The organism is Geosporobacter ferrireducens, assembly GCF_001750685.1.
Taxonomy (GTDB): domain Bacteria; phylum Bacillota; class Clostridia; order Peptostreptococcales; family Thermotaleaceae; genus Geosporobacter; species Geosporobacter ferrireducens.
The window spans coordinates 3,595,127-3,620,440 of sequence record NZ_CP017269.1 but is presented as its reverse complement, the minus strand read 5'-3'; the positions used below and the strand labels follow the sequence as shown (position 1 = coordinate 3,620,440).

Genomic DNA, 25,314 nt, shown 5'->3' with positions numbered 1-25,314 from the left:
AAAAACAGTGCTTTTCTTTAATGCCTGTTATATGCGAATAATTATAATGTAGATACAATTTATTGTCAAGCTATATACTGGATATTTTACCGTAATTCGGTTATTGAATCCTTCTCCTGTAAGGATATGATTCTAGGCTCTAGTGCAAGCTTTCGGATCATATTCTTATAATCCGCTTCTGTAACCTCACTTGTATTCTTTCCAATACAGGTAATAATTATGGCTTCCATTACATTCGTTCCAAAAGACCTTCCCTTAAATTCTGGCGTTGTTGTAATCAGCGTCTCTACTCCTCTACTCCTCATCTCCTCTATATCCTGAGATGTGACTGTATTCGTAATGACGATTTTATTTTCCAGTCGTTTCGGCATAAATCGGTGAATATAATGAAAATCCCCTGCGATGATATCTGATTCATGATAATACTGTTCATATTTATAGATTTCATTCTTATGCTGTTCTTTTCCTGTTGGATATAGCAGGTGGAAAGGCATTTTTACAGCAATCGGTGCTATTATCCCAGCAATCCTATAAAATAATTTCAATGATTTTACAGGATAAGGGATACCTAATGAAAACATTAAGTCTCCACAAGTTAATGTACAGCCTGCAGCCTCTAATGCCTGTGCCATTCCGAATCGGTCTGCAGCAGATACCATCAAAACTTTTTTTCCGGAAAAATCGATCAGCTTTTGCTTTTCCAGATACTCTATCACATTTCTTTCTAAAGTATTTTTTAATCCTGAGCCATCTACAATAGGCGTATATCGTACCGCTTCTCTAAGTGGCAGCGCATCCTTGATCGTATATCGTTTGCTCCCTACATAGATATATAAATCTATGCCGCCCATTCCAAAAGCATCTACTTTCCCATCCAATGTCTTCAATATTTTTATTGCCTTTTCTATGTCTCCATTGGTTCCAATGCGTTCTATGATAAACTGTTCCCCTAAGAGATCTACTTCTGCCCGGTGATTTCTTTCAGTAGAGCCAATGCTTACGCTTACAATATGTTTCATAACTTTCACCCTTCCCCTAAAATTCCTTTTCTAAGGGAATTCTCTCCAACTAATATCTAAATTAAACTTATCGGATGCTATCCAGAAAATTCATCATCAAGCCTCTTAAATCCTCTTTATTATTCATTTGATTAATTTGTCCCCGGATCTGCGCAGAGTGACGGATCCCTTTTAGATACCAAGCGATATGCTTCCTCATTTCGCGAATACCGATGTATTCTCCCTTTTCTTCAATAACCATTTCCATATGAATTAATGCTGTATTGACTTTCTCTTCTGCAGAAGGTTCTGGAAGAAGCATTCCGGTTTTTTGATAGTGAGCAATGCGTTCAAATATCCAAGGATTTCCCTGTGCGCCTCTGGCGATCATCAGGCCATCGCACTTTGTCTCCTCTAATATTTTCAACGCATCTTCTACACTGAAAATGTCCCCGTTTCCAATTACAGGTATAGATACTGCAGCTTTTACCCTTCGTATAATATCCCAGTCTGCTTTTCCGCTATAAAATTGTTCCCGGGTTCTCCCATGCACCGCTATGGCCTTTGCTCCACTTTCTTCAACAATCTGCGCCAGCTCTACAGCATTTACATGGGCTTCATCCCACCCTTTTCGAATTTTAACCGTAACAGGCCGATCTGTAGCTTCCACCACTGCTTTTACGATCCTGCCTGCCAGTTCAGGATTTTTCATCAGCGCAGAGCCGTCACCATTCTTTACAATCTTAGGGGTCGGACAGCCCATGTTGATATCCAAAATTGCATGATTCTGGCGATTTAGTTTTTCCGCCGCCCGGGCCATAAATTCCGGTTCTGAACCGAATATTTGTAAACTTACAGGTTTTTCTTGCTCTTCAATTTTTAATAAAGACTCCGTATTTTTATCTTCATAGCAAATTCCCTTGGCACTGACCATTTCTGTATATACCAAACCACACTGCTTTTCCTTGCAAATCAGTCGAAAAGTTAGGTCTGTTACGCCAGCCATGGGCCCCAGGGATAAATTGTTTTCCAATTGTATATTTCCAATTTTCATCTAATCACCACCTTATGCATATTAAAATAGCCAGGATTTCTCCTGGCTATACACTACTCTTTATTTCGTTCGTAGATAATCCTGAGTCCTTCAAGGGTTAGCAGTTTGTTCACTTCATCAATTGTCTCCGATTCCGAAGCAATTAATCCTGCTAATCCACCTGTAGCAATTACCTTCGTCTTAGGATTGTCTCCCAACTCCTTTTTCATTCTGCGAACAATATAATCTACTAAACCAATATAGCCATATACAATACCTGACTGCATACTGCTTACGGTATTCTTGCAAATCACATTGCCCGGTTTCACCAGTTCCACCCTTGGCAGTTTGGCTGCACGCTGGAACAAAGCTTCACTGGATATCTTTATCCCCGGCGAAATCGTTCCTCCCAGGTACTCTCCCTTTTCAGAGATCGCACAAAAAGTTGTTGCGGTTCCAAAATCAACGATTACCAAAGGTCCGCCATAGGCTTCATAAGCAGCAACAGCATTTACGATTCTGTCTGCACCAACCTGTTTCGGATTATCGTATTTTATATTTACACCTGTTTTGATGCCGGGACCGACGACCATTGCTTGTTTGTGGAAATAAGACATTGCCATATGCTGCAGTGAATACATCAACGGGGGTACTACCGAGGAGATAATAATGTCTTCTACTTCCTTCATATCCAACCCTTCGTATTGGAATAACTGATAAACCAGCATACCATACTCATCAGAGGTTTTACTTTTATCGGTGGAAAATCTCCAGCTATTGATTAACTCACTGCCCTTGTAAACACCCAATACGATATTGGTGTTACCCACATCAAATGCTAACAACATATACTTGTTCAACCTCTCTCCAGGGTTACCTCATTCATAACATAACCCTTTTTTCATCTGTTACAATCTATCGTTTCTTATCGCATTACTTTCTTTAAGGACTTTGCTACTGCCACTACAATCAGAGAAGACACAATTACCTCTGTTGTACCATTCACCCCTGCAATACCCAATACAACATTGAGCGGCAGGTAACCAAAAGCAAAAACCAGCGACAATACACCAATGGTATTGGTTAAGGTTCCTACAACTGCAGCTGCTAAGGAGCTCTTCGTCCACTTATATGCATAATAAGATGTAAATCCAATCAGCAATCTTGGCAATATAGCCACAACAGGATTCATAAAGAAGGGGTTGTTGGCTCTTAAAAAGCTTGATACTCCAAAAATTGCCCCTACCATTGTTCCCACCAGCGGTCCTGATACAATCGATGCAATAATTACAGGAATATGCATAGTGGTTGCATTAACATTTGCTAGCCAAGGAATAGGAATATACCCAAGGGGTGTCATGCTTAATGCGATTGCTACGGCCCCCAATAATCCTGCTACTGTAATCTGCTTCAATGACAATGATAAACCGTTGTTTGCAACTCTTTCCATTTTTTCACCTCCGTTCCAGTTCCATATAGGATACCGGACAAATATGTTTCACTTACACTTTACCTGTGCAACATAAGTCCAGCTCAATTTGATGCTGGCTGTTACCCCTAAAATATCGTACCATTTGTGTTTTTGTTTTGCAAGTGAATTTATCAAGTTGGCAAACAGTTTTATAATTTTTCTGTAACGTTGATTTCTATTTTACAGTATACCCAAATCCCTATAGCCTATTCTTGAGCAGCTATAAATGTGCATGGTCTTTCTTCAGAATCTTACTGTTTAATGCATTTTATATATAATCCGATACTCCTCTCACAGATACTTCACCGGATATGATTTTTTCGATTTCTCCTGCTTCATTCCTTATTAGCAGTTCACCATCTTCAGTTAGATCTACAGCCTCTGCGTAAACAACCTTATCTTTGCTAATAATTCTTACTTGATTTCCTAATGTTACAGAATATTTCCTGCAAATCCCCACACTCTTATCTATACTTTTCCTTCGAATAAAATCTAAGTACAAGTCTTCAAATATCCGCAAAATCTCTAGAACGATTTCTTTGCGGTAGATTTCATGTCCTACACTTTCTTTTACCGATGTTGCAATCGATCTTACCTCTTCGGGAAATTCTTCAGGATCTACATTTACATTAATCCCCATACCCACGATGATATGATTGACGGAGTTCAACTCAGCACTCATTTCCGTTAATATACCACATACTTTCTTCTTATTAATGATAATATCATTGGGCCACTTAATCCCTGCCTCGCAGCCGGTCACATTTCGAAGAGCGGTTGCTACCGATGCCGCTGTTAATTGTGTAATTTTTGCGGCCTCAGCAGGCTCAAGCTCCGGCTTTAAAATAATGGACATCCATATTCCGGTTCCCTTTGGGGATACCCACTGTCTGCCCAGTCTTCCTCTTCCCCCGGTTTGCTCATCCGCAATAATCACCGTTCCTTCCGGCGCCCCTGCAGCTGCTTCTTTTTTCGCTTCATTATTGGTAGAATCGATACTTGGATAATAAATAAGGTTGCTACCGATTAATCGAGTTTTCATATCGATTTGAAGCTCGTTTAGTTCTAGTGTGTCGGGTTCTTGGATTAGGCGATATCCCCTTCTAGAAACCGCATCAATATCATATCCATCTTCCTTCATCTGTTTGATATGTTTCCAGATGGCTGTTCTTGTAACCCCAATTTTAATGCTTAATTCTTCTCCAGAAATAAATTTCCCCTTGTTCTGCTTTAATGCTTCCAATATTTCCTTCTTCATTTTTCCCACATCCTCTATCAGCATTGTAAACCATATTTCACCCTAATGATTATTTTACCACATCCAAAAAAACAATGAAAGAAAACAAAAAAGTAAGATATGCCCGTTTTCCTAACGGACATACCTTACTATGACTATTCATAAAATGAATGTATTAAAAGGCAGGTCACCTTCTAACCAAATATAGACAGTAATACCCCTGCTGCAATAGCAGATCCGATAACCCCTGCAACGTTTGGTCCCATTGCATGCATCAACAGGAAGTTTGACGGGTTCTCTTTCTGGCCTACTACTTGTGCTACCCTGGCTGCCATGGGTACTGCAGAAACTCCTGCAGATCCAATCAATGGATTTACTCTGCCGCCAGTCATCTTACTCATTATTTTTCCGAATATGGTTCCTGCAGCCGTACCTACTGCAAATGCAAGCATACCAAGGGCAATAATCTGAATCGTTTGTGCTTTTAAGAACTTATCTGCGCTTGTGGTTGCACCAACGGTTATACCTAAGAAAATGGTTACAATGTTAATCAACTCATTTTGTGCTGTTTTAAAGATTCTGTCTACAACACCAGACTCTCTAAACAGGTTTCCCAGCATCAGCATACCTAGTAATCCTGTAGCAGATGGCAGTAATAAGGCACCTAAAACGGTAACAAGAATTGGGAATAGAATTTTCTCTATTTTGGTTACCGGTCTAAGCTGCTCCATTTTGATCATTCGCTCTTCTTTTGTTGTCAGTGCTTTCATGATCGGAGGCTGTATAACCGGTACCAATGCCATATATGAATAAGCTGCAACGGCTATGGGTCCCAGTAGATGGGGTGCAAGCTTTGATGTTAGGAAGATTGCTGTTGGTCCGTCCGCCCCGCCGATGATACCTATGGAAGCTGCCTCTTGTCCTGTAAATCCAAGGGCTACAGCTCCAATGAAGGTTGTAAATATTCCGAACTGCGCTGCTGCTCCCAGCAGTAAGCTTCTTGGGTTGGCAATCAATGGACCGAAGTCTGTCATTGCACCTACCCCAAGGAAGATGAGTGGTGGGAATATCCCTAATTTAACGCCTTGATATAAGTAATATAATACACCGCCCAGCTGTGTCATGTGAGGCAATCCATCAGCACCTATTTCATAAACCGGATATTCCATTAAACCTCCCAGTGGAATGTTTGTTAGAAGCATACCGAAGGAAATAGGGAGCAGTAGTAAGGGTTCATATTGTTTTACTATTGCCAAGTACAGGAAAAAGCAAGCAATTGCAATCATTACAAGATGCTGCCATGTGAGGGCCACATATCCGGTACTCGACCAGAAGTTTTGAATAACTTGTAGAAACATCTCGTCGTCTCCCTCTCTTTCTAAATTTTTATGCCGAAGTTATGCTGCCACTATCCTAATACGATTAAAACATCTCCAGCATTTACAGAAGCACCTTTTGCTACATTTACAGATACAATTTTTCCATCTCCAGGTGCCATAATTTCGTTTTCCATCTTCATTGCTTCTAGGATCACCAGCACTTGGCCATTTGTTACGGTATCGCCTTCTTTTACTTTGATATCTAAAATTGTTCCAGGCATTGGTGCAGTCACGCTGTTTCCGCCTGCCGGCGCTGCTTTAGGTGCTGCTTTTGGTGCTGGTGCCGCTTTAGGTGCAGGTGCTGCTGCCTTTGGCGCCGCTGCTGGGGCTGCCGCCGGTCTAGCTGCCGGTGCCGGTGCAGAAACGCCACCGATTTCTTCTACCTCTACCTCATAAGTACTTCCATTTACAGTTATGTTAAACTTTTTCATGTTCTATGATCCTCCTTCAATTTTCACAAATTGATTTATTGTTGTTTTAAGCAAATTAGAATCTGCTATTCATTTGTTCAACTCTGCCTGCTCTACCCCAAGTTGGTGTAGTGTCTCCTACACGAACGATATTTTGAACAATAATATTGTGCGTAGATGTTTGCAGACTGGCAGCTACCGCTGCTGTAATAACCGCTACTAATTCTTCCATGTTATCTTCTTCTGCCTCTGCCTCTGCTTCTGCAACAGGCTGCTCAACCACCTGTACCGGCGCTTTCTTCGGCTCTTTATAAAACAGAATTCTAAGTAAATCCAGCATAAAGGATAACACAATTAACGCTACGAAGGTTACACCCATACCAAGGGCGGTAACAACTAAACCTTCACCTAAACTAATCGTTTCTCCAAACAATGATATCACCTCTTTTTCTTGATCTTCACTGGTGAGTTGCTAATGATTATACCGGTAAGTTTCCGTGCTTCTTCGCAGGTCTTGCTTCTCTCTTGGATGCAAGCATGTTAAATGCATCTGCAAGTCTTGGTCTTGTTGCACTCGGCTCGATTACATCATCTACGAAGCCTCTCTCTGCTGCTTTGTATGGTGTTGCAAACTCATCGGTGTATTCCTGCACTTTTTTTGCTCTCTCTGCAGCAGGATCTTTCGCTTTAGCGATATCATCCTTAAAGATAATATTTGCAGCTCCTTGGGGTCCCATAACAGCGATCTCTGCCTGCGGCCAAGCCAGTACAACGTCTGCACCTAAGTCTTTGGAACACATTGCCAGGTAAGATCCACCATAGGCTTTTCTTACGATTAATGTCACTTTTGGTACGGTCGCTTCACTGTATGCATACAGCATTTTTGCACCATGCCGGATAATTCCGCCGTATTCTTGGTTTGTTCCAGGTAAGAAGCCTGGTACGTCTACGATATTTAGTAATGGTATATTGAATGCATCGCAGGTTCTAATAAATCTTCCAGCCTTATCTGAAGCATTGATATCCAAACAACCGGCTAATACTTTTGGCTGGTTTGCAATAATCCCAACAGTTTGTCCGTTAATTCTTGCAAAGCAGGTAAGGATATTTTTTGCATAGTAAGGTTGTACTTCATAGTAGTCTCCGTCGTCAACGATTCTGGAAATCACATCAAACATATCGTAGGGCTTATTCGGATTTTCCGGTAATAAATCATCTAACTCCGGTGCTAAACGGTTTACATCATCTTCTGTATCAAACAGCGGTGCTGTTTCCATATTGTTGGATGGCAGGAAGCTTAATAGTCTTCTGATTTGTGCGATGCAGTCCTCATCATTAGAAGCAACAAAATGCGCTACCCCGCTGGTTGAGTTATGGGTCATTGCACCGCCAAGATCTTCAGCAGATACCTCTTCGCCTGTAACCGTTTTGATTACCTGTGGTCCTGTAATGAACATCTGGCTGGTCTTGTCTACCATGTAGATAAAGTCCGTTAATGCTGGAGAATAAACTGCACCTCCTGCGCAGGGTCCCATGATTGCAGAAATCTGTGGGATTACACCGGATGCAATCGTGTTTCTGTAGAAGATTTTTCCGTAGCCGGATAATGCATCCACTGCCTCTTGAATTCTTGCTCCACCGGAGTCATTTAAACCAACGACTGGCGCACCTACTTTTAGTGCATTGTCTAATACTTTACAAATTTTAGCTGCATGCATTTCCCCAAGGGATCCCCCTACTACTGTGAAGTCTTGTGCAAATGCATATACCAATCTGCCATCTACCATTCCGTAGCCGGTTACTACCCCTTCACCGGGTGCATCCACTTTTTCCATGCCAAAGTTTACGCATCTATGGGTTATGAAGGCATCTAATTCTACAAAGGTGCCCTCATCAAATAACAGATTCATTCTTTCTCTGGCTGTTAACTTTCCACTTTGATGCTGCTTTTCAATTCTCTTTGCGCCGCCTCCAAGAGTAATTTTCTCTCTGCGTTTACGCAAATCTTCTATTTTGTTGTTTGCCATGTTTTCTATACCTCCTACTCTGATTTAAGCTGCCGGAATAATCGACAGCCTTATACTACTCTCTTTCGCTGATTTCTACAAGTACACCGTTTGTACTTTTGGGATGGCAGAAAGCGATTTTTGCTCCACCTGCTCCATATCTTGGTTTTTCATCAATCATTTTAACACCTTTTCCCATTAGCTCAGCGATTGCTTCTTCAATATTCTCTACACGGAAAGCAATATGTTGAATTCCTTCACCTTTTTTATCGATGAATTTTGCAATCGGTCCTTCTGGATCTGTAGACTCTAAAAGCTCAACTTCCGTATCTCCAACTGGTAGGAATGCTACTTTTACCTTCTGCTCTTCTACCACTTCTGTACCTTGAAGCTCTAAGCCTAACATTTCTTGATAAAATTTTAATGTCTCATCAAGACTTTTTACAGCTACACCAATATGGTCAACTTTTAATACTTTCATGAAAAATCCTCCTTTATATTTATAATTAAGGGCTTCTTCATCGGTCAACTGCTTCTGTCAATTGCCTCCCACCCCTATAAGTTGAGTTACTACTTTATTTCCTTTAACACCGTTTCAGCAGCCGTATAAGGGTCTGCCTTTCTAACAGCAACATCCGTTGCAAGGTTATTGATCAGATCTTCCTTGCCGGATTTATCTAGAATTATGCGCATCAAGTTTTCTTGAATGAGATCGATGATTTCCAATTTACTGTTTAATATTCTTTTCTTTTCAAGCTTTCCAGTTTCCTTCATATGGGCCATGTGGTCCATAATATGGCCTAGAAGCTCTTCGACACCTTTATTGTCTACGGCAATCACCATTTGAACAGGGGGTCTCCAATCGGTTTTATTAAAATCCAGCATCATTTCAATCTCTGTGGCCGTTCTTTTTGCACCATCGCGGTCCGCTTTGTTTATTGCAAAAACATCGCCGATTTCCATAATGCCTGCCTTAATCGCCTGGATATCATCACCCAGTCCTGGTACCATGACCATTAGTGTAGTATCTGCATTTTTTGCGATATCTACTTCAGATTGTCCTACTCCAACAGTTTCAATGAAGATGTAGTCCACACCATAAATGTCTAACACCTTCACTGCAGCCTGGGTAGCTTTAGATAATCCTCCTAAGTGTCCTCTTGTACCCATACTTCTAATAAAAACGCCTGGATCTGTACTTAGATCGTTCATTCTTACTCTGTCACCTAAAATAGATCCTCCTGTAAAGGGACTGGTCGGATCCACCGCAATAATACCCACAGTTTTCCCCTGTGCGCGAATTGCTTTAGCCAATTTATCAGTAAGGGTGCTTTTTCCTGCGCCGGGAGGTCCTGTAATACCAATAACATGTGCCTTCCCTGTTCGCTGATAAAGAGTCTTTAAGATTGATACCGCTTCAGGGTCATGATTTTCTGCCATCGAAATTAAACGAGCTGCTGCTCTTTTATCTCCTTGCAGTAATCTTTCAGCTAAATCCATACGCTACACCACCTATACGAACAAGAAACCTTGGCGACAAGCTTCAGATATTTGTACTTCAGCCTGTCGCCTTCGGTCTTTTTATTTATTATTTTCTTTTGATATTTTCTTTGATAAAATCAATTGTTACAGATGTTGGTGTTCCAGGTGTAAAGATTTCAGCGACTCCCTTTTCCTTTAAGAAAGGAATATCATCATCTGGAATAACGCCTCCACCAATTACTAAAACATCATCTACTTTTTCAACTTTTAGCAGCTCTACTACTTTTGGAAGCAATGTATTGTGTGCTCCGGAAAGGATGCTCATTGCCACTACATCTACGTCCTCTTGAATTGTAGCATTTACGATTTGCTCAGGTGTTTGTCTTAAGCCAGTATAGATTACTTCCATACCTGCATCGCGAAGGGCTCTTGCAATTACCTTTGCTCCTCTGTCATGACCATCAAGGCCAGGTTTTGCAACTAATACTCTAATCGGTCTATCCATGAATATTTCCTCCTTATATACAATCGGTTTTCAATTTTTAAATTTCATGCATATCTATTTCCAAATGTTTTTGTAAAGGCATTATATCTTTTATCTTACAGCTGTACAGATTGCTGATACTCACCAAATACTTCTCTCATTACACCACAGATTTCGCCAAGGGTACCATATGCTCTTACAGCATCAAGAATAAATGGCATTAAGTTTTCATCTGACTGACAAGCTTTTCTTAGTGTTTCAAGTTTTTCTTGTACAAGTGAATTATCTCTCTTCGCTCTTAATTCAACTAATTTATTCTTTTGTAACTCACCAACAGATGGATCTACTTTTAATAATCCCTTTGGTGCTTCTTCTTTAATTTGGAATTTATTCATACCCACAATAATTCTCTTGCCAGCTTCGATATCTTTTTGATAGTTGTAAGCTGCATCCATAATTTCTTGTTGGATATATCCTGCATCGATTGCCTTAGGTGCGCCACCGATTTCATCAATCTTCTTAATGTATTCCATCGCTTCTTTTTCGATTTGATTTGTTTTTGCTTCGATATAGTAAGAACCAGCTAAAGGATCTACTGTATCCGCAGCACCACTCTCATATGCAACGATTTGTTGTGTTCTTAATGCAACACGCACAGAATCTTCTGTTGGTAATGCAAGGGCCTCGTCCTTAGAGTTCGTGTGTAGAGACTGAGTTCCGCCAAGAACAGCAGCTAATGTTTGAATCGCAACACGAACGATATTGTTTTCAGGCTGTTGCGCAGTTAACGTGGAGCCTCCTGTTTGTGTATGGAACTTTAATGCCATAGACTTAGGATCCTTCGCACCAAATCTTTCTTTCATGATCTTTGCCCATAATCTTCTTGCTGCTCTATACTTAGCTACTTCCTCTAAAATATCATTGTGTGCATTGAAGAAGAAGGAAAGTCTTGGAGCAAATACATCTACATCAAGGCCAGCTTTAATTGCAGCATCAACATAAGCAATACCGTCTGCCAAAGTGAAACCAACTTCTTGAGATGCAGTAGAACCAGCTTCTCTAATGTGGTATCCTGAAATACTGATTGTATTCCATTGTGGTACATGCTTTGAGCAGTATTCAAAGATGTTTGTAATTAATCTCATAGATGGCTCTGTTGGGAAGATATACGTTCCACGAGCAATGTATTCTTTTAAGATATCATTCTGGATTGTACCTCTTAATTGATCAGAAGAAACACCTTGCTTTTCAGCCACTGCAATATACATTGCAAGTAATACAGAAGCAGGTGCATTAATTGTCATAGATGTGGATACCTTGTCTAGTGGAATACCGTCAAAAAGAATTTCCATATCTGCTAAAGAGTCAATTGCAACCCCTACTTTTCCTACTTCACCTTCAGCTAATGCATGGTCTGAATCATATCCAATTTGTGTTGGCAAGTCGAAAGCTACAGAAAGACCCATAGATCCTTGCTCGATTAGGTATTTGTATCGCTTGTTAGACTCTTCTGCAGTTGCAAATCCTGCATACATTCTCATTGTCCAAAATCTACCTCTATACATGTTCGTTTGAACACCTCTTGTATAAGGATAGCTTCCAGGCATTCCTAAATCTTCCATATAGTCAAACTCAGAAACATCTGCTGGTGTGTATAGTACATTCACTTCTGCACCAGAACCAGTTTCAAAAGTTTGTTTTCTTTCTGGTCTCTTCTCAATTGATTTTTGATGTTTTGCTTGAAATGCTTCAGCACTTTCTTTGATTTGGCCTAGTTTCTCTTTGTCAAACATTCTTTTTCCTCCTTAAATAAATCTACCTTATTATATTTTAATTTAACTGCTTGCCACTGTGATTGTAAGGGAAGTCGAATTTAATTTATATTTCCCTTTTTTATTTGAAAATAGTACTTAGACAGAAGGTTTCTTTGCATAACTACGGGGGAATCAAATCCCCCCGTAGTATACATGATTCATTTCTATTTCTGATGGGTAAATTCCTTCATTTTTCCAGTAAAACTATCAAACTTGCAATTTTCAGACTATTTTAGTTTCATTGAACCTGTATCAAGGAATCTTTGATGCCAGGATAATGCTTCTCCAATCAGGTGTGGTTCATGCTTTGTCTTGGTCTTTAACGCTCTTTCGAAATAGTCATTTAACATCGGCTGATAGTCTGGATGTGCGCATTTGTCAATAATTAATCTTGCTCTTTCAACTGGAGCAGTACCACGAAGATCTGCTAATCCTCTCTCTGTAACCACTACCATTACATCATGCTCTGTGTGATCTACATGGGATACCATTGGTACGATTGAGGAGATATCTCCATTCTTCGCAGTTGAAACAGTAGTATAGAAAGAAATATAAGCATTTCTTGTGTAATCTGCTGACCCACCTAGGCCATTCATCATACGGGATCCCATGATATTCGTAGAATTTACATGTCCGTACATATCAATCTCAATTGCAGTATTCATGGAAAGTACACCAAGTCTTCTGGCTACCTCAGGGTTATTGCTAATTTCTTGTGGTCTAAGGATAATATATTTTGCATATTTTTCAATATCTTTGTGCAGTCTTACCAGACCTTCTGTAGATGGTGTAATGGAAGTACCAGATGCAATCGTTACTTTTCCTGCATCAATTAGATCCAACATAGAATCCTGAATAACTTCGGTATAGCAAGTCAAGTCTGTAAACGGCGACTTTACCAATCCGCCTAAAACAGCGTTAGCAACTGATCCTACGCCAGATTGAAGCGGTAAAAGATTTTTCGGAAGTCTACCCTTCTTCACTTCATAATCAAGGAACTCAATGATATGGTTAGAAATTGCCTCAGAATCTTCATCAATTGGTCCCAGGGGTCTTACTTTATCTGTAATATCTGTTACAACGATAGCTGCAATCTTTGACGGATCGCATGGTATGTATGTAGTTCCTATTCTATCTCCTGATTTTTCGATTGGAATTGGCTTTCTATAAGGAGGATTTTCAGGAATGTAGATATCATGAATTCCTTCTAATGCCATTGGCTGGCTTGTATTAATTTCTACAATCACTTTGTCTGCCAGTTTTACAGCTGTTGGAGAAATGCCTACGGAAGTCGTTGGAATGATGCCACCGTCTTCTGTAATTGCAAGAGCTTCTACAACTGCAACATCAATATTTCCGAAGAAGCCATAGCTCATATATTGCGGCAAATGACTTAAGTGCATATCTTGATACATGATTGTACCATTATTGATGCCATTTCTTGTATCATTATGTGTTTGATAAGGGAATCTTCTTTTAATTACTCCGGCTCTAGAAAGTGCACCATCTAACTCATCCCCTACTGAAGCTCCAGTCAAAAGTGTAATGCCGATTTGTTCGCCTGCTTCTGCTCTTTTTGCCAATGCCAGTGGCACTGCTTTTGGGTAACCGGATGGCGTAAATCCACTGGCAGCTACCGTCATGCCGTCCTTAATCAGCAGTGCCGCTTCTTCTGCAGATACGATTTTGCCTTTTAGATCTTCTCTTCTTATTCTGTTGTCGATCATGCTCATATCCTCCTTTAATTCTATAATTTAATATCATTTTTATTATGCAAATAAAAACGGCTAGATATACCATTGACCTATATGCACGGAGGCGGATAGGTTAATAGTGTATCTAGCCGTAATTTACCTACTAGAGGCGGTAAAAGGGTTTTTTACCATCATAGATAATGAGGCTCTTTTTATTCTATTTCTTCTGTTTCAACACCTTCTATAGCCTGCTTATACTTTTCATGACATGTTTTTAACGCAGAAATAATAGCTTTCCTAGCTGAGCCGAAATAACTTTCATTAAGTATTTTTTCCATCGACTCTACATTGTTAAGGTTTTCCCCTATTACGATGTTCCTAAAAAAATTCTTTGCCGTCGCAGTCACTAAGGAGCAATCTCCTTCGAGGATCTCTCCGGTGGAACGATTGACCAAAAGCCCTACAGCGATGACACTATACAATTCTGTAGCTGTAATTCCCTTTGGTAATTTGGCATACCCACTGATAAATATTTTTTTTGATGCCATAGCCACACCTCTTATGTATAATATTCGACTATTTTTTACATTTTCCTTCTTAACTTTTAAAAAAATTAATAAATTTTTAACATATTTTTTTATGCCTTTTGCTCTACCCGGTAACTTTATTTTAATATTTGTGACATTATTGTATCACTTAATAAATCATTTGTATAGTATTATTCAAAGATTACTTTTGCTTTACTTATCCTTTTACCACACGAACAAACCCTTGTATTTTGAAGTCTCAAAGAGATTTGCCCGCTTATTTGATGATTTTCGCCTGCGCTCCTGCACGATAGGACTTTAGTCTGATTTTTAGGACTTGAGTTCTATCAAGTTTTCCGTAGACACAGATTTTAGATAAAACAGCGATGTATTAAATAAAATCCGCTTCCAGTGAGTCCAGATCTAGTTTTTCATATTTTTTTCTTTCTGTTTCATACAAATTTGTTCCTTCGCAATCGATCACTACGATCATTGGGAAATCTTCTACTTCTAACATAGTTACCGCCTCTGGGCCTAGATCCTCATAGGCTACGCCTTCCGCTTTCTTGATTGCATTAGCAATCAAAGCCCCCGCGCCCCCAATTGCGGCAAAGTAAACAGAACAGTGCTCCTTCATCGCATCCACTACCTTTTGGCTCCTGGTACCTTTTCCAATCATTCCCCTTAACCCTCTCTCCAATAAGGGCACTGTCAAATCGTCCATTCTCCCGCTTGTCGTTGGGCCTGCCGAACCAATCACTTGTCCTGGTTTAGCCGGTGAGGGTCCTACATAGTAAATTACAGAATTCCTTATTTCAAAAGGCAGCGGTTCACCTCTATCTAATGCAGCAATAATTCTTTGATGGGCAGCATCTCTTCCAGTATAAATAGCCCCCGATAGATAAACTGTATCTCCTGCCTTTAAACTTCTTACTTTCTTTTCAGTTAATGGGGTATGTATTTTTTTAATTTGCATTGATACACAACTCCTTTCTGAATCTCTAATTTTTGAGAAAGGTCGTATGTAAAAGTATTATAGAATTACTTCAACATGTCTAGCCGCGTGGCAGTTAATGTTCACTGCCACAGGCAAGCCTGCAATATGAGTAGGGAAGGTTTCCACGTGAACTGCCAATGCAGTGGTATTTCCGCCTAAACCTTGAGGTCCAATTCCAAGGTAGTTTAATCGTTGAAGCAGCTTTTTTTCCAAGGTTTTATAATATTCCTGTTCATTATAAGTGCCAATCTCCCTAGTCAATGCCTTTTTAGCCAGCAAGGCTGCTTTTTCCATCGTTCCTCCGATGCCTACGCCAACAACGATCGGTGGGCATGGATTAGGCCCTGCCTTTGAAACCGTATTTTCAACAAAAGCTATGACGCCTTTTTCTCCGTCAGAAGGATTTAGCATTTTGATTGCACTCATATTTTCACTGCCAAATCCCTTTGGTGCAAAAACAATCTTTACCTGATTTCCTGGCTTTATATCATAGTGAATAACGGCCGGCGTATTGTCTCCACTATTCTTACGCAGCAGTGGATCTAAGACCACAGACTTTCTAAGATAGCCTTCTTTATACCCCCTTCTTACACCTTCATTAATTGCTTCAGTTAAATTACCGCCTAGAAATTGAACTTCTTGCCCAATTTCTACGAAAAATACTGCCATACCTGTATCTTGGCAGATGGGCATATCTTTTTCTCTTGCGATCTGAGCATTTCTCACTAGTTTTTCCAATATTTCTTTCCCGATAGGAGAGTTTTCTTTTTGTATACTTGCCTCAAGTGCTTCTATAACATCCTCTCCCAGTTGAATATTTGCTTGGATGCACATCTTTTCTACTATCTCTATAACTTCTTTTACATCTATTAACCTCATTACAACGCCCACCTCACATGCTTTAGTATTGAATATACGTAGTGTTTTCTATGTTATACAAAGCACTATATGCTATTTCCCGGGAAATTCATGTAGCTTTTTATGTTATTCTTCATCATTTGACAGTAATTTATTTTTTTCCCTTCTTGTCTGCTGTTTGAACAAATTGGTCTACCTGTATAATATACCGACTATGGAAACCCTCGCCTATTTTATCCTTCTCATCGAAGGCTTCAATCTTGAACTTTAACTTTTTTCCATTAACTTCAAGAAGCTCTGCCTCCGCCTTCACTTTCATTCCTACTGGTGTTGCAGCCATATGCTTCACATCCAGGTGGGTTCCTACTGTTGCAAAGCCTTCAGGCAGATGAGGATCTACAGCTTTTAGGGATGCATTTTCCATCAGGCCAATCATCATGGGTGTAGCATATACTAAAACCATTCCACTGCCAAAACTTGCTGCCGTATCCTTCTCCTCTACCAGATGCTCTACGGTTGCTTTCATGCCCACTTTTAAATTGAATTCCAAAGAAATCTCCTCCAATCATAGTATAGTTTTTCACTATCAATATTTTTGTTGCATAATAGACAAAACACATTATAAACGGACGAACACTGTTCGTCCCTACGGTTTTAAGAATCTTTATAGGAGCTTAGAACCCATTTTAACCATTTGTGCAGTTGCAGTACACGGGTGGACAGAGTCATCCACCCCTACATCCCCTCTTTCTAAGCTCAAATACGATCAAAGGTCAGATTTTCTGTAGGGGAGAACAGTGTTCTCCAGATACACATATTGGCGGACGACCACAGGTCGTCCCTACGATTTTAGAAATCCATGTAGGGGGCGACCTGTGGTCGTCCGTTTGCAACTGAGTTTTTAGTATAAGCAGCTTTCCAGGCGCAATACAGCACTATCATTTGCTTGTAGATTCGAAAAAAGTGGTACAGTTCTGTACCACTTTCTAAAATTTCTATTCTTCTTTCTTATCGTCGTCGATATTTCCAAATAATTTTTCAAAATCTTCTGCGTCAAGGGTCTCTACTTCTAACAAGGTATTGGCAACTAAATGAAGCTTATCAATATTTTCTTTTAAAATATTTTCTGTTGTTGTATAAGCTTTTTCAATGATAATGCGTACTTCCTTGTCGATAGCAGAAGCAATTTCTTCTGAGTAGTTCCTCTTTGTCGAGAAATCTCTGCCTAAGAATACCTCATCCTCAGAACTATAGTTGATCGGTCCTATATTTTCACTCATACCGTATTTTGTTACCATCGCTCTGGCGATATTGGTTGCACGCTCTAAGTCATTGCTAGCACCTGTACTGATATCATCTAAAACAAGCTTTTCTGCAACTCTTCCCCCCAGAAGGTGTACAATCTGTTCTTCCATTTCTGTTTTGGTAGCATAATACTTGTCTTCCTTAGGTAAGATCATGGTAAAACCGCCAGCTCTTCCCCTTGGAATGATTGTTACCTGATGCACAGGATCTGTATTAGGCAGCATTCTTGCTACCACCGCATGGCCGGCTTCATGATAAGCTGTAAGCTTCTTATCCTTTTCACTGATCACACGGCTTCGTTTCGCTGGACCTGCAATTACTTTCGTAATTGCTTCTTCAATCGTATGCATATCGATCTTTTTACTATTGTGTCTTGCAGAAAGTAGTGCAGCTTCATTCATAAGATTTTCAATATCCGCTGGTGTAAAGCCTGGTGTTCTTCGTGCTAATACTTGAAGATCTACATCCTCCGCTAATGGTTTATTTCTAGCATGTACTTTTAGGATAGCTTCACGGCCCCGAACATCCGGCACGCCTACAACTACCTGACGGTCAAATCGTCCCGGTCTTAAAAGGGCTGGATCCAGAATGTCAGGTCTATTCGTAGCGGCAATGATAATAATGCCTTCATTTACACCAAATCCATCCATCTCTACGAGAAGCTGATTCAACGTTTGCTCACGCTCATCATGACCCCCGCCAAGACCTGCGCCCCGTTTTCTTCCTACCGCATCGATTTCATCTATAAATATGATACAGGGAGAATTTTTCTTTGCCTGTTCAAAAAGGTCTCTTACACGAGAGGCTCCTACCCCTACAAACATCTCGACAAAGTCAGAACCACTGATACTAAAGAATGGAACTCCAGCTTCTCCTGCAACAGCTCTTGTAAGATAAGTTTTTCCTGTTCCTGGAGGCCCTACCATTAAAATTCCCTTTGGAATTCTCGCACCTAGCTCAATATATTTTCTTGGATTTTTCAAGAAATCCACAATCTCTTGGAGTTCTTCTTTCTCCTCATCTAGTCCTGCCACATCCTCAAATGTGACACGTTTTTTTTCATCTTCCTTATGCAGTTTTGCCCGACTCTTGCCAAAAGACATCACACGGCTGCCTCCACCTTGAGACTGCTGCATAAATACAAACCAGAATACAACGAAAATCAAAATCATAAATATCGAAGGCAATATATCAAAAAACCAAGGTGTCTTTGCAGGCGGCTCTCCATCAAGCTTTAAAGCCCCTTTTTCCATTTGTGGATAAATATATTTTTCCATTAGCAATGGAGAAATGACCATAGGAGGTATATATGTCTCAAAGGTCTGCTCGCTGGTTCTGAGCTTGCCTCGAATCGTATTTTCCACAACATAGAGTTCTCTTACATTTTCCTTCTGCAGCTCCTGTACAAATTCTGAAAAGCCAAGGGTAACTTTATCTGGTGCAGGTTTGCCATAGAATTGTACAATTGCTACTATAATGATAAATATTAGTATATAGAAGCTAGCTCCCCTAAAGAATTTCTTCAACAAAAGCCCTCCTTTCAATGACAAAAATTGGCTCATAAATGGCGTCTTTTTATTCTATCATATTTTTTTCAGGAAAACAATAAATTAAAAGCGTTGGTGCCTGTGAATGGTTTTTTATCAAGCTACAGATTCTTGTAGCAATAACTGATCTTTAGTATTTGCTTCGTATTTTTATCCAGCTTATACTTCTCACTCATGCGATAACCGGCGACCCACATGATTCCTGCTTGATCACAAACTAGGGGGATCTCATCTCTCTTTTCCCTAGAAATCTTTTCGTCTATCATAAACTCTTTTAATTTTTTTGTTCCTTTGATGCCCAGCGGTGAGAATTTATCTCCCTGCCGTCTATTTCTAATGATCATACCCTCTTGAATCTTGTCTAAATCAAAATACTGGACTGCAGTTGCTCCGCTTAAGTCTTTTCTTGAGTCTTTTGGCAACACTTCTGCAGAAAAGATAATATCCAACTCCCTTATTTCAGTATTCTCTCCAATTTTCAAAGGATATTCAAAGAAATTTAGCCGCTTATTATTTTTTTTATTTCGAAAACAAAGTTTGCTATAGTCTCTCAGTACATTGATCCCATTCGGCAAGTCCAAACAGCTGCCCACCTGTCCTCTCTCTACAAGATCCATTAATTGATCTATGTGTATGGTTGTAATATTTTTTAGTTTTCCATCCAATTGCAATATGGATTCTCTTAAGACACGTTTTTGTACCGCAGTATGATTTTCTTGCAAAGCGCTAACAGAAATATGCACTTCATCTTCTACATTTATTGCTATGGCTTCAAAGATTTTCTTGCTTATAGAAGACATAAAGTCTGCATCCTCGCGCATTAAGCTTGCGGTTCGAGACAAGGTCTCTTTAATTCTCGGATTAAAGTATTTTTCAATAAAGGGAATTAGCTCTAACCGAATACGGTTTCTGGTATAAATCGACTGGAAATTCGTCTGATCAATTCTTGGATTCAATTGATGCCTTTGACAGTAGTTTTCAATTTCCTGACGACTAATATTCAAAAGAGGTCTAATAATATGTTCTCCTCGCTTATAATCCATTGCGCCCAAACCTTCAAGTCCTGAACCCCGCATTAAACGCATTAAGACTGTTTCTGCCTGGTCATCCAGGTTTTGAGCTACTGCGATGCAATGTGCCTGATTATCTAAAAGAACTTGATCAAATAACTGATATCTCCGTTCCCTTCCCCCTTCTTCAAAACTAATTCCTTTTTTTTGACTATATGCCTCTATATTTTCACTAAAGAAATAGCATGGAATTTCCAGCCTTCTACAAAGGTTCTTTACATAGTCCGCATCTTTTTCTGCTTCTTCGCCTCGAAACTGGTGGTTTAAATGAACAGCATAAAGCCGCAATTCAAACGCCTTACGAATCCTCCAAAAGAGATGCAGCATCGCCGTAGAGTCAGGCCCACCGGAAATACCCAGTACAACACCCTGTCCTTTTTCAATTAGTTGGTTTTTGTCTATGGTTTCCAAAAACTTCTCTAGCATAACATTACTCCTATTTTCTTATCGATCTTACCTCATTATTTCTATTTCAATCAGGGAAATACCTTTAAATTATAACAACTTTCCAAAAGAAAACCATAGAATAAAAATAAAAAGTAGAATGCTGCTTCCAAAGATGAGGTTGATCCTCAGATCTTTTATGGAAATTCTGCGTTTTCGATCAACGGCCAAGTTTTGCTCATATATTTTTTTTAACTGCTTTAAGTATCGATCTATAGATATTCTTTTTTGAAACAACCCTTTTTCTACTAATTGTACCAAAGCTAGCGGCGTATCTATCTGTCTCAATGCTTCCGTAACTTTTTCTATCCGATTGCTTATGCCAGGCATTTTTTCTCCTAACAGAAGAGATGCGAGAAGCATATTTAGGCTAAAAAGATCATATCCTTCCTCCGCTCTTCGAATGCCCATATTCCAACTGGCTCTATCATAAAGAGGCGTAAATTCCTTTATTCCCTTTCCTATGGCGGTTACGCCGCCTAAGTCAATGATTCTTATAAACCCTCTAGCTTCATCGATCATTAAATTTTCAAGCTTTAAATCCCCAAAAACATATCCCTTTTGATGAAATTTACGAAAAACATTCCCTATGATTAAAGCAATCCCTATGGCAGTTTGTCTAGAAATCACGCTATTTCTTATATATTCTTTCAAATTACAACCTTGTATGTATTCCATTAAAAAAAAATGTGCTTTTTCTCCATTACTTTCCCAATCATCCAAATCTCCTACATAGGGTGTAATATTCAATCCTTGAAAAGACTGGAGCTTGTCATACTCTTTTGTGATACTGTGTATGTCACAACTGATTTTCAAAGCTGCAATATTTCCCGTTTCTAACTCCTGAACCTGATAAACCGTCCCTATGCCGCCTTCGCCAAGTTTTGCTATTATTCTATAATGCTTTTGATTCCATTTTCCTGTAAGAATACTCCCCAGCTTCAAGTCTCTCTTCCACATGATCCTTCCCCCAATAATATTGCTTCCATGTAAAGAAAAACGGCCTAATTCAGCCGTTTCTATACCATGCTTTCTTTCAATAGTGGTGTTTGATTCCATTCACTGTCCGAGTAATCTATGTCACGCTCCCCCTGTATTAGTTCCAATGCTTTTTCAATAGCAGGTGCTGTAGGGGTTGTTCCCCCGGCTTTTAAAGAAAGGACGCTTCTTTTAATTTGATCTAAGTCCGCTGTAAAGGGGTGGATGATTTTACAATGCTCGCCATTCTCTCCTGGATAGGCAATGACTGCAATTTCACTTTTCCCGCCTCTTCCTTTCAGGGAATTCATCAGTTCAATAATGCTTTGGCGCGCAGTTCCAATTTTTTGTCCCATGCTGCCGCTGCAGTCCATCACAATACAGCACTTTAATCCGACACTCTCCCCCAATTGATCCATGTATTCTATAATCTTATTTCTCGATCGGGGTGGAATTTCTTCCAATTCACTTCCCAATATTTCTTTTAGCTGTTTCCCTACAATGGTCTCAATGGTTTTATTCATACTTTTTTGCGTTACCATATGCATTGTGTGCCCTAAGTCTTGAATCATAGTAATTTCTGATACGCCTTTCCCTGCTTGCGCAATTTCTTCTACTTCTTGAAGAAAGCGGTCATCCATCTCTTGCGGTGCCATGATGCCAATCACATTTACTGTAATTCCTTCTCTTGCTGCACAGACAGCAGCCTCTACCGGATTTCCACCTATATTTGATTTTCCGTCTGTCACCACAATAATTTGTTTAATCTCTGGCTTTTTCATGGGCTATCCCCCCTATACACTTTTTATCTTGATTATTGTCTGCTTTTCTGATTTCTATACCCCTGCCTTGATCCTTGCTTGTCCAATACAATATATGCTGTTTCAAAAGAAAAAATACCTTAAAAATCATCACAAAAAGAGCCCCCAAAAGAGGCTCTATTTTGATTCCCATATTTTTGATACCAGTACTGTCATATCGTCTTCAATTCGATTTCCATATTTACTGATTGCCAGATTCAGCAGTTCATCTGCAATAAACTGAGGATTCTTACTATCAAAAGATCGAAGAGCCGCCAGAATCCAATTTTCTTTTTCATCCATATTTTTGTCTGCATCCAGCACGCCATCGGATAGGATCACGATCAGGTCTCCGTTGTTTAATCTTTTGCCAAAGCTTTCAATATCCACATTGTTTAATATCCCTACCGGCAGGGAAGTAGATTTTATGATCTCTACTTCGCCGTTGGCCCGTTTAATAAAACTTGGAGCTGCTCCGATTTTGATAAATTCTAGTTTTCCACTATACAGGTCAACTATAGATAAATCAATGGTGGAAAATATCTCTTCAGAGGACTTGGATACCAATATGGAATTGATCGTACGTATTGCCAATTCCCGATTAAACCCTGCCTCTAATAACTGCTCCAGCAGTGTAATCGTCGTCAAACTCTCTTTTGCGGCCTTTTCTCCCGATCCCATGCCATCACTGAGTGCTACCATATACATACCGTCCTTAAGTTGAGAAAATGAGTAATTATCTCCACAAATATATCGATTATCCTTTGATATGCGGGCTACACCAGTAGCTATTTTGTATTTTTCCGCTTCCACCAGCTTAAATAGGCAATTATTGCTATCCTGAAGACTGGTACAGCGATGATTCTGTCGTATGACTTCTCTTCCTATTACCCTGGATACCATAGGGGCAACCTTATCATCACACTGTTTTCTATCATAACAAGCCCTTCGTTCTATATCGATTTCAAATTTACCGCTGCTCCGTTCCATAACGGTTACCTTTTCAACAGCCATTCCAGCCTTATCAAAAGCTACATAAATTGCATCCTCTATCTCTGTCCGAAAAGTTAGATCCTCAGTGATCTCGGATATCAGTTCATAGAAAATCTCCGATACACCTCTAAACTGCTCAGCAAGCAGTTGCCTGCTGTCAAATAGCTTTCTTTCCCATTTATAATGAATTTTATACAACTCAAATATATCTCTAATTGCCTGCAACAGAGGCTCTATCCGTATGCATCTTTTTTTTAGGCTCTGTGGAATCTTATCCTGCGGAATTGTCCCCGTGGCTTCCAGCTGAGAGATTACATCTACGATTCCATTGTAGGTATCATAAAACCCATTTTTCCAACAACTTCTACACATACCGCATTGGCTGCATACCTTATTGACCACTTGATCTACAATACTTGCCAGCTCCTGTTGGTCAATCATTCGCTCTTTTACGGATACCTGGTCATACGTACTGGCCAACTCCGAAAAAGCATTGGCATATTCGCGAAGCCGTTCATAATTTATTTGCCGGATTCGCTCACTATAGGACTTGTCCCATTCCATAGCACCGACGCCGCCATTTGCAAATTTTTCGATATATTGCATCATACCTTTTGGCATTATCAGAAAAAGAAGAATAGCCGCAAGGATTTCTTCAAATTGCAGGATAACCTCTGTAGAACCGTTAATATAAAATGTAAGAATTGTATTTCCTAATATAATTCCTACTGCAGATCCAAACTTTCCCAGATCTTTGAATATCCCTGCCAAAAGTCCAGAAAATCCGTATATTCCGATTACTGTTGGCGTTCCAATCGTCGACATGCTTGTAATGATTCCTATGGTAATTCCCACACTGGCTCCAATGCTTGCACCGCCCAAATACGAAAATATTAAAGTAAGTAAAATGCCTAACATATTCTTCAATGCATATCCGGCGATCGCTACATCCGCTAATCCAGTTATTGCAATCGCAGTAGATATGGCAATACAGATCAATTCTTCATTTGATAACTTCTTGCGCTTTGTGCGCTGCACAACGATTGGCAAGGCATAAGATAAAATATAGACAAATACAAATACTACCACAGATTCAAAGCTAGTCATAAACAAATCATAAGCATAAAACCCGGATAAAAAAATATGGACCACGCCAGTAGAAAACATTAATAAGCCGGCAATACTTGCCGTTCCTAAAATGGACAATGGTTTTTTTTCCCGAAAATAAGTAAAAACAACCCACGACAAAATTAAAATACTCCCATATTTTAACCACTCCGCAGCATGTTGTGCAGATAAAACACCTGCCATAATAAAGAATGTTAAATATCCATGTCCTTTTTCTCTTGAAATCATTGCAGCATAAAAAGCAATTCCAAAGGGAGCCAGTCCATCAAGGATGCTTGCCCTCCCCAATAGTATGGCAAGCAGGATGATCACGATGGTATTCTTGTTAAGACCTGTGCCAAATACTCTTTTGTCACTCCATAAAAGTGTTTTTGCTTGTCCGCCTTTACCTTTTCTGCCCGATACAATCTGGAATCTTTCGATCATAAAAACACCACCTATTGTTATTCTTATGGAGATTATAACAACAGGTGGATAAGAGATTTGTCAGCTTACCTGTATGAAACCTATGTTTTTTGTGACAAAGGATTTAGCTTTTTTACAAAATCCAGTGAATTTATCAGGAAACCATCAAAGTTCTTTTCGTGAATAGACAATGAAATAAAAATGTTCCTGTTTCCTTGCCGATTCATGAAAAAGAATCTGAATCTTTTCAGGAA

The 25,314-nt window shown here is 39.7% G+C and carries 24 protein-coding genes; all 24 read right to left on the bottom strand.

Annotated elements, in window-relative coordinates; translation table 11 throughout:
- Positions 1-86 precede the first annotated feature (86 nt).
- The gene (locus Gferi_RS16935; protein WP_069978556.1) at positions 87-1,019 is read right to left on the bottom strand and encodes a quinate 5-dehydrogenase; all 933 of its coding nucleotides are present in this window, start codon (positions 1,017-1,019) and stop codon (positions 87-89) included.
- Between the two features lie 67 nt (positions 1,020-1,086).
- Entirely contained in the window at positions 1,087-2,052 is a 966-nt protein-coding gene (gene dusB, locus Gferi_RS16930) for a tRNA dihydrouridine synthase DusB (protein WP_069978554.1), read from the bottom strand.
- 53 nt (positions 2,053-2,105) lie between these two features.
- Entirely contained in the window at positions 2,106-2,879 is a 774-nt protein-coding gene (locus Gferi_RS16925) for a type III pantothenate kinase (protein ID WP_069978553.1), read from the bottom strand.
- Between the two features lie 77 nt (positions 2,880-2,956).
- Positions 2,957-3,481, bottom strand: a complete 525-nt coding sequence (locus Gferi_RS16920) for an ECF transporter S component (protein ID WP_069978552.1) — start codon at positions 3,479-3,481, stop codon at positions 2,957-2,959.
- A 289-nt stretch (positions 3,482-3,770) separates the two neighbouring features.
- Complete coding sequence (locus Gferi_RS16915) at positions 3,771-4,760, bottom strand: biotin--[acetyl-CoA-carboxylase] ligase (RefSeq protein WP_069981484.1); 990 nt, start codon at positions 4,758-4,760, stop codon at positions 3,771-3,773.
- A gap of 173 nt (positions 4,761-4,933) precedes the next feature.
- Complete coding sequence (locus Gferi_RS16910; protein ID WP_069975305.1) at positions 4,934-6,097, bottom strand: sodium ion-translocating decarboxylase subunit beta; 1,164 nt, start codon at positions 6,095-6,097, stop codon at positions 4,934-4,936.
- A 50-nt stretch (positions 6,098-6,147) separates the two neighbouring features.
- Entirely contained in the window at positions 6,148-6,549 is a 402-nt protein-coding gene (locus Gferi_RS16905; protein WP_069975307.1) for a biotin/lipoyl-containing protein, read from the bottom strand.
- Positions 6,550-6,604: 55 nt separating this feature from the next.
- A complete protein-coding gene (locus tag Gferi_RS16900) occupies positions 6,605-6,961 on the bottom strand; it encodes an OadG family protein (RefSeq protein ID WP_083273443.1) in 357 nt (118 codons plus the stop codon).
- Between the two features lie 46 nt (positions 6,962-7,007).
- The gene (mmdA, locus tag Gferi_RS16895; RefSeq protein ID WP_069975309.1) at positions 7,008-8,555 is read right to left on the bottom strand and encodes a methylmalonyl-CoA decarboxylase subunit alpha; all 1,548 of its coding nucleotides are present in this window, start codon (positions 8,553-8,555) and stop codon (positions 7,008-7,010) included.
- A 55-nt stretch (positions 8,556-8,610) separates the two neighbouring features.
- A complete protein-coding gene (mce, locus tag Gferi_RS16890; protein ID WP_069978551.1) occupies positions 8,611-9,015 on the bottom strand; it encodes a methylmalonyl-CoA epimerase in 405 nt (134 codons plus the stop codon).
- A gap of 89 nt (positions 9,016-9,104) precedes the next feature.
- Complete coding sequence (meaB, locus tag Gferi_RS16885; RefSeq protein WP_069978550.1) at positions 9,105-10,034, bottom strand: methylmalonyl Co-A mutase-associated GTPase MeaB; 930 nt, start codon at positions 10,032-10,034, stop codon at positions 9,105-9,107.
- A gap of 88 nt (positions 10,035-10,122) precedes the next feature.
- The gene (locus tag Gferi_RS16880; protein WP_069978548.1) at positions 10,123-10,521 is read right to left on the bottom strand and encodes a cobalamin B12-binding domain-containing protein; all 399 of its coding nucleotides are present in this window, start codon (positions 10,519-10,521) and stop codon (positions 10,123-10,125) included.
- 95 nt (positions 10,522-10,616) lie between these two features.
- The gene (locus Gferi_RS16875) at positions 10,617-12,293 is read right to left on the bottom strand and encodes an acyl-CoA mutase large subunit family protein (RefSeq protein WP_069978546.1); all 1,677 of its coding nucleotides are present in this window, start codon (positions 12,291-12,293) and stop codon (positions 10,617-10,619) included.
- A 248-nt stretch (positions 12,294-12,541) separates the two neighbouring features.
- Positions 12,542-14,041, bottom strand: coding sequence for an acetyl-CoA hydrolase/transferase family protein (locus tag Gferi_RS16870; RefSeq protein WP_156782425.1), 1,500 nt, complete (start codon positions 14,039-14,041; stop codon positions 12,542-12,544).
- A gap of 179 nt (positions 14,042-14,220) precedes the next feature.
- Positions 14,221-14,556 (bottom strand): DUF3870 domain-containing protein, encoded by a 336-nt coding sequence (locus Gferi_RS16865; protein ID WP_069978542.1) that lies wholly within the window; start codon positions 14,554-14,556, stop codon positions 14,221-14,223.
- 370 nt (positions 14,557-14,926) lie between these two features.
- The gene (locus Gferi_RS16860) at positions 14,927-15,505 is read right to left on the bottom strand and encodes a Fe-S-containing hydro-lyase (protein ID WP_334292701.1); all 579 of its coding nucleotides are present in this window, start codon (positions 15,503-15,505) and stop codon (positions 14,927-14,929) included.
- Positions 15,506-15,568: 63 nt separating this feature from the next.
- Entirely contained in the window at positions 15,569-16,411 is an 843-nt protein-coding gene (locus Gferi_RS16855) for a fumarate hydratase (protein WP_069978534.1), read from the bottom strand.
- A 130-nt stretch (positions 16,412-16,541) separates the two neighbouring features.
- Entirely contained in the window at positions 16,542-16,940 is a 399-nt protein-coding gene (locus tag Gferi_RS16850; RefSeq protein ID WP_236932617.1) for a thioesterase family protein, read from the bottom strand.
- A 445-nt stretch (positions 16,941-17,385) separates the two neighbouring features.
- On the bottom strand, positions 17,386-19,221 hold the full coding sequence (gene ftsH, locus Gferi_RS16845) for an ATP-dependent zinc metalloprotease FtsH (protein WP_069978532.1): 1,836 nt from the start codon (positions 19,219-19,221) through the stop codon (positions 17,386-17,388).
- A 122-nt stretch (positions 19,222-19,343) separates the two neighbouring features.
- The gene (tilS, locus tag Gferi_RS16840) at positions 19,344-20,738 is read right to left on the bottom strand and encodes a tRNA lysidine(34) synthetase TilS (RefSeq protein ID WP_069978530.1); all 1,395 of its coding nucleotides are present in this window, start codon (positions 20,736-20,738) and stop codon (positions 19,344-19,346) included.
- Positions 20,739-20,807: 69 nt separating this feature from the next.
- Positions 20,808-21,716, bottom strand: a complete 909-nt coding sequence (locus Gferi_RS16835; RefSeq protein ID WP_169833010.1) for a protein kinase domain-containing protein — start codon at positions 21,714-21,716, stop codon at positions 20,808-20,810.
- Between the two features lie 59 nt (positions 21,717-21,775).
- Positions 21,776-22,516 (bottom strand): vWA domain-containing protein, encoded by a 741-nt coding sequence (locus Gferi_RS16830; protein ID WP_069978522.1) that lies wholly within the window; start codon positions 22,514-22,516, stop codon positions 21,776-21,778.
- On the bottom strand, positions 22,497-22,649 hold the full coding sequence (locus tag Gferi_RS28210) for a hypothetical protein (RefSeq protein ID WP_156782423.1): 153 nt from the start codon (positions 22,647-22,649) through the stop codon (positions 22,497-22,499). Before Gferi_RS28210 ends, Gferi_RS16830 begins: the two co-directional genes overlap by 20 nt.
- Positions 22,650-22,672: 23 nt before the next feature.
- On the bottom strand, positions 22,673-25,081 hold the full coding sequence (gene spoIIE, locus Gferi_RS16825; protein ID WP_069978520.1) for a stage II sporulation protein E: 2,409 nt from the start codon (positions 25,079-25,081) through the stop codon (positions 22,673-22,675).
- Positions 25,082-25,314 lie beyond the last annotated feature (233 nt).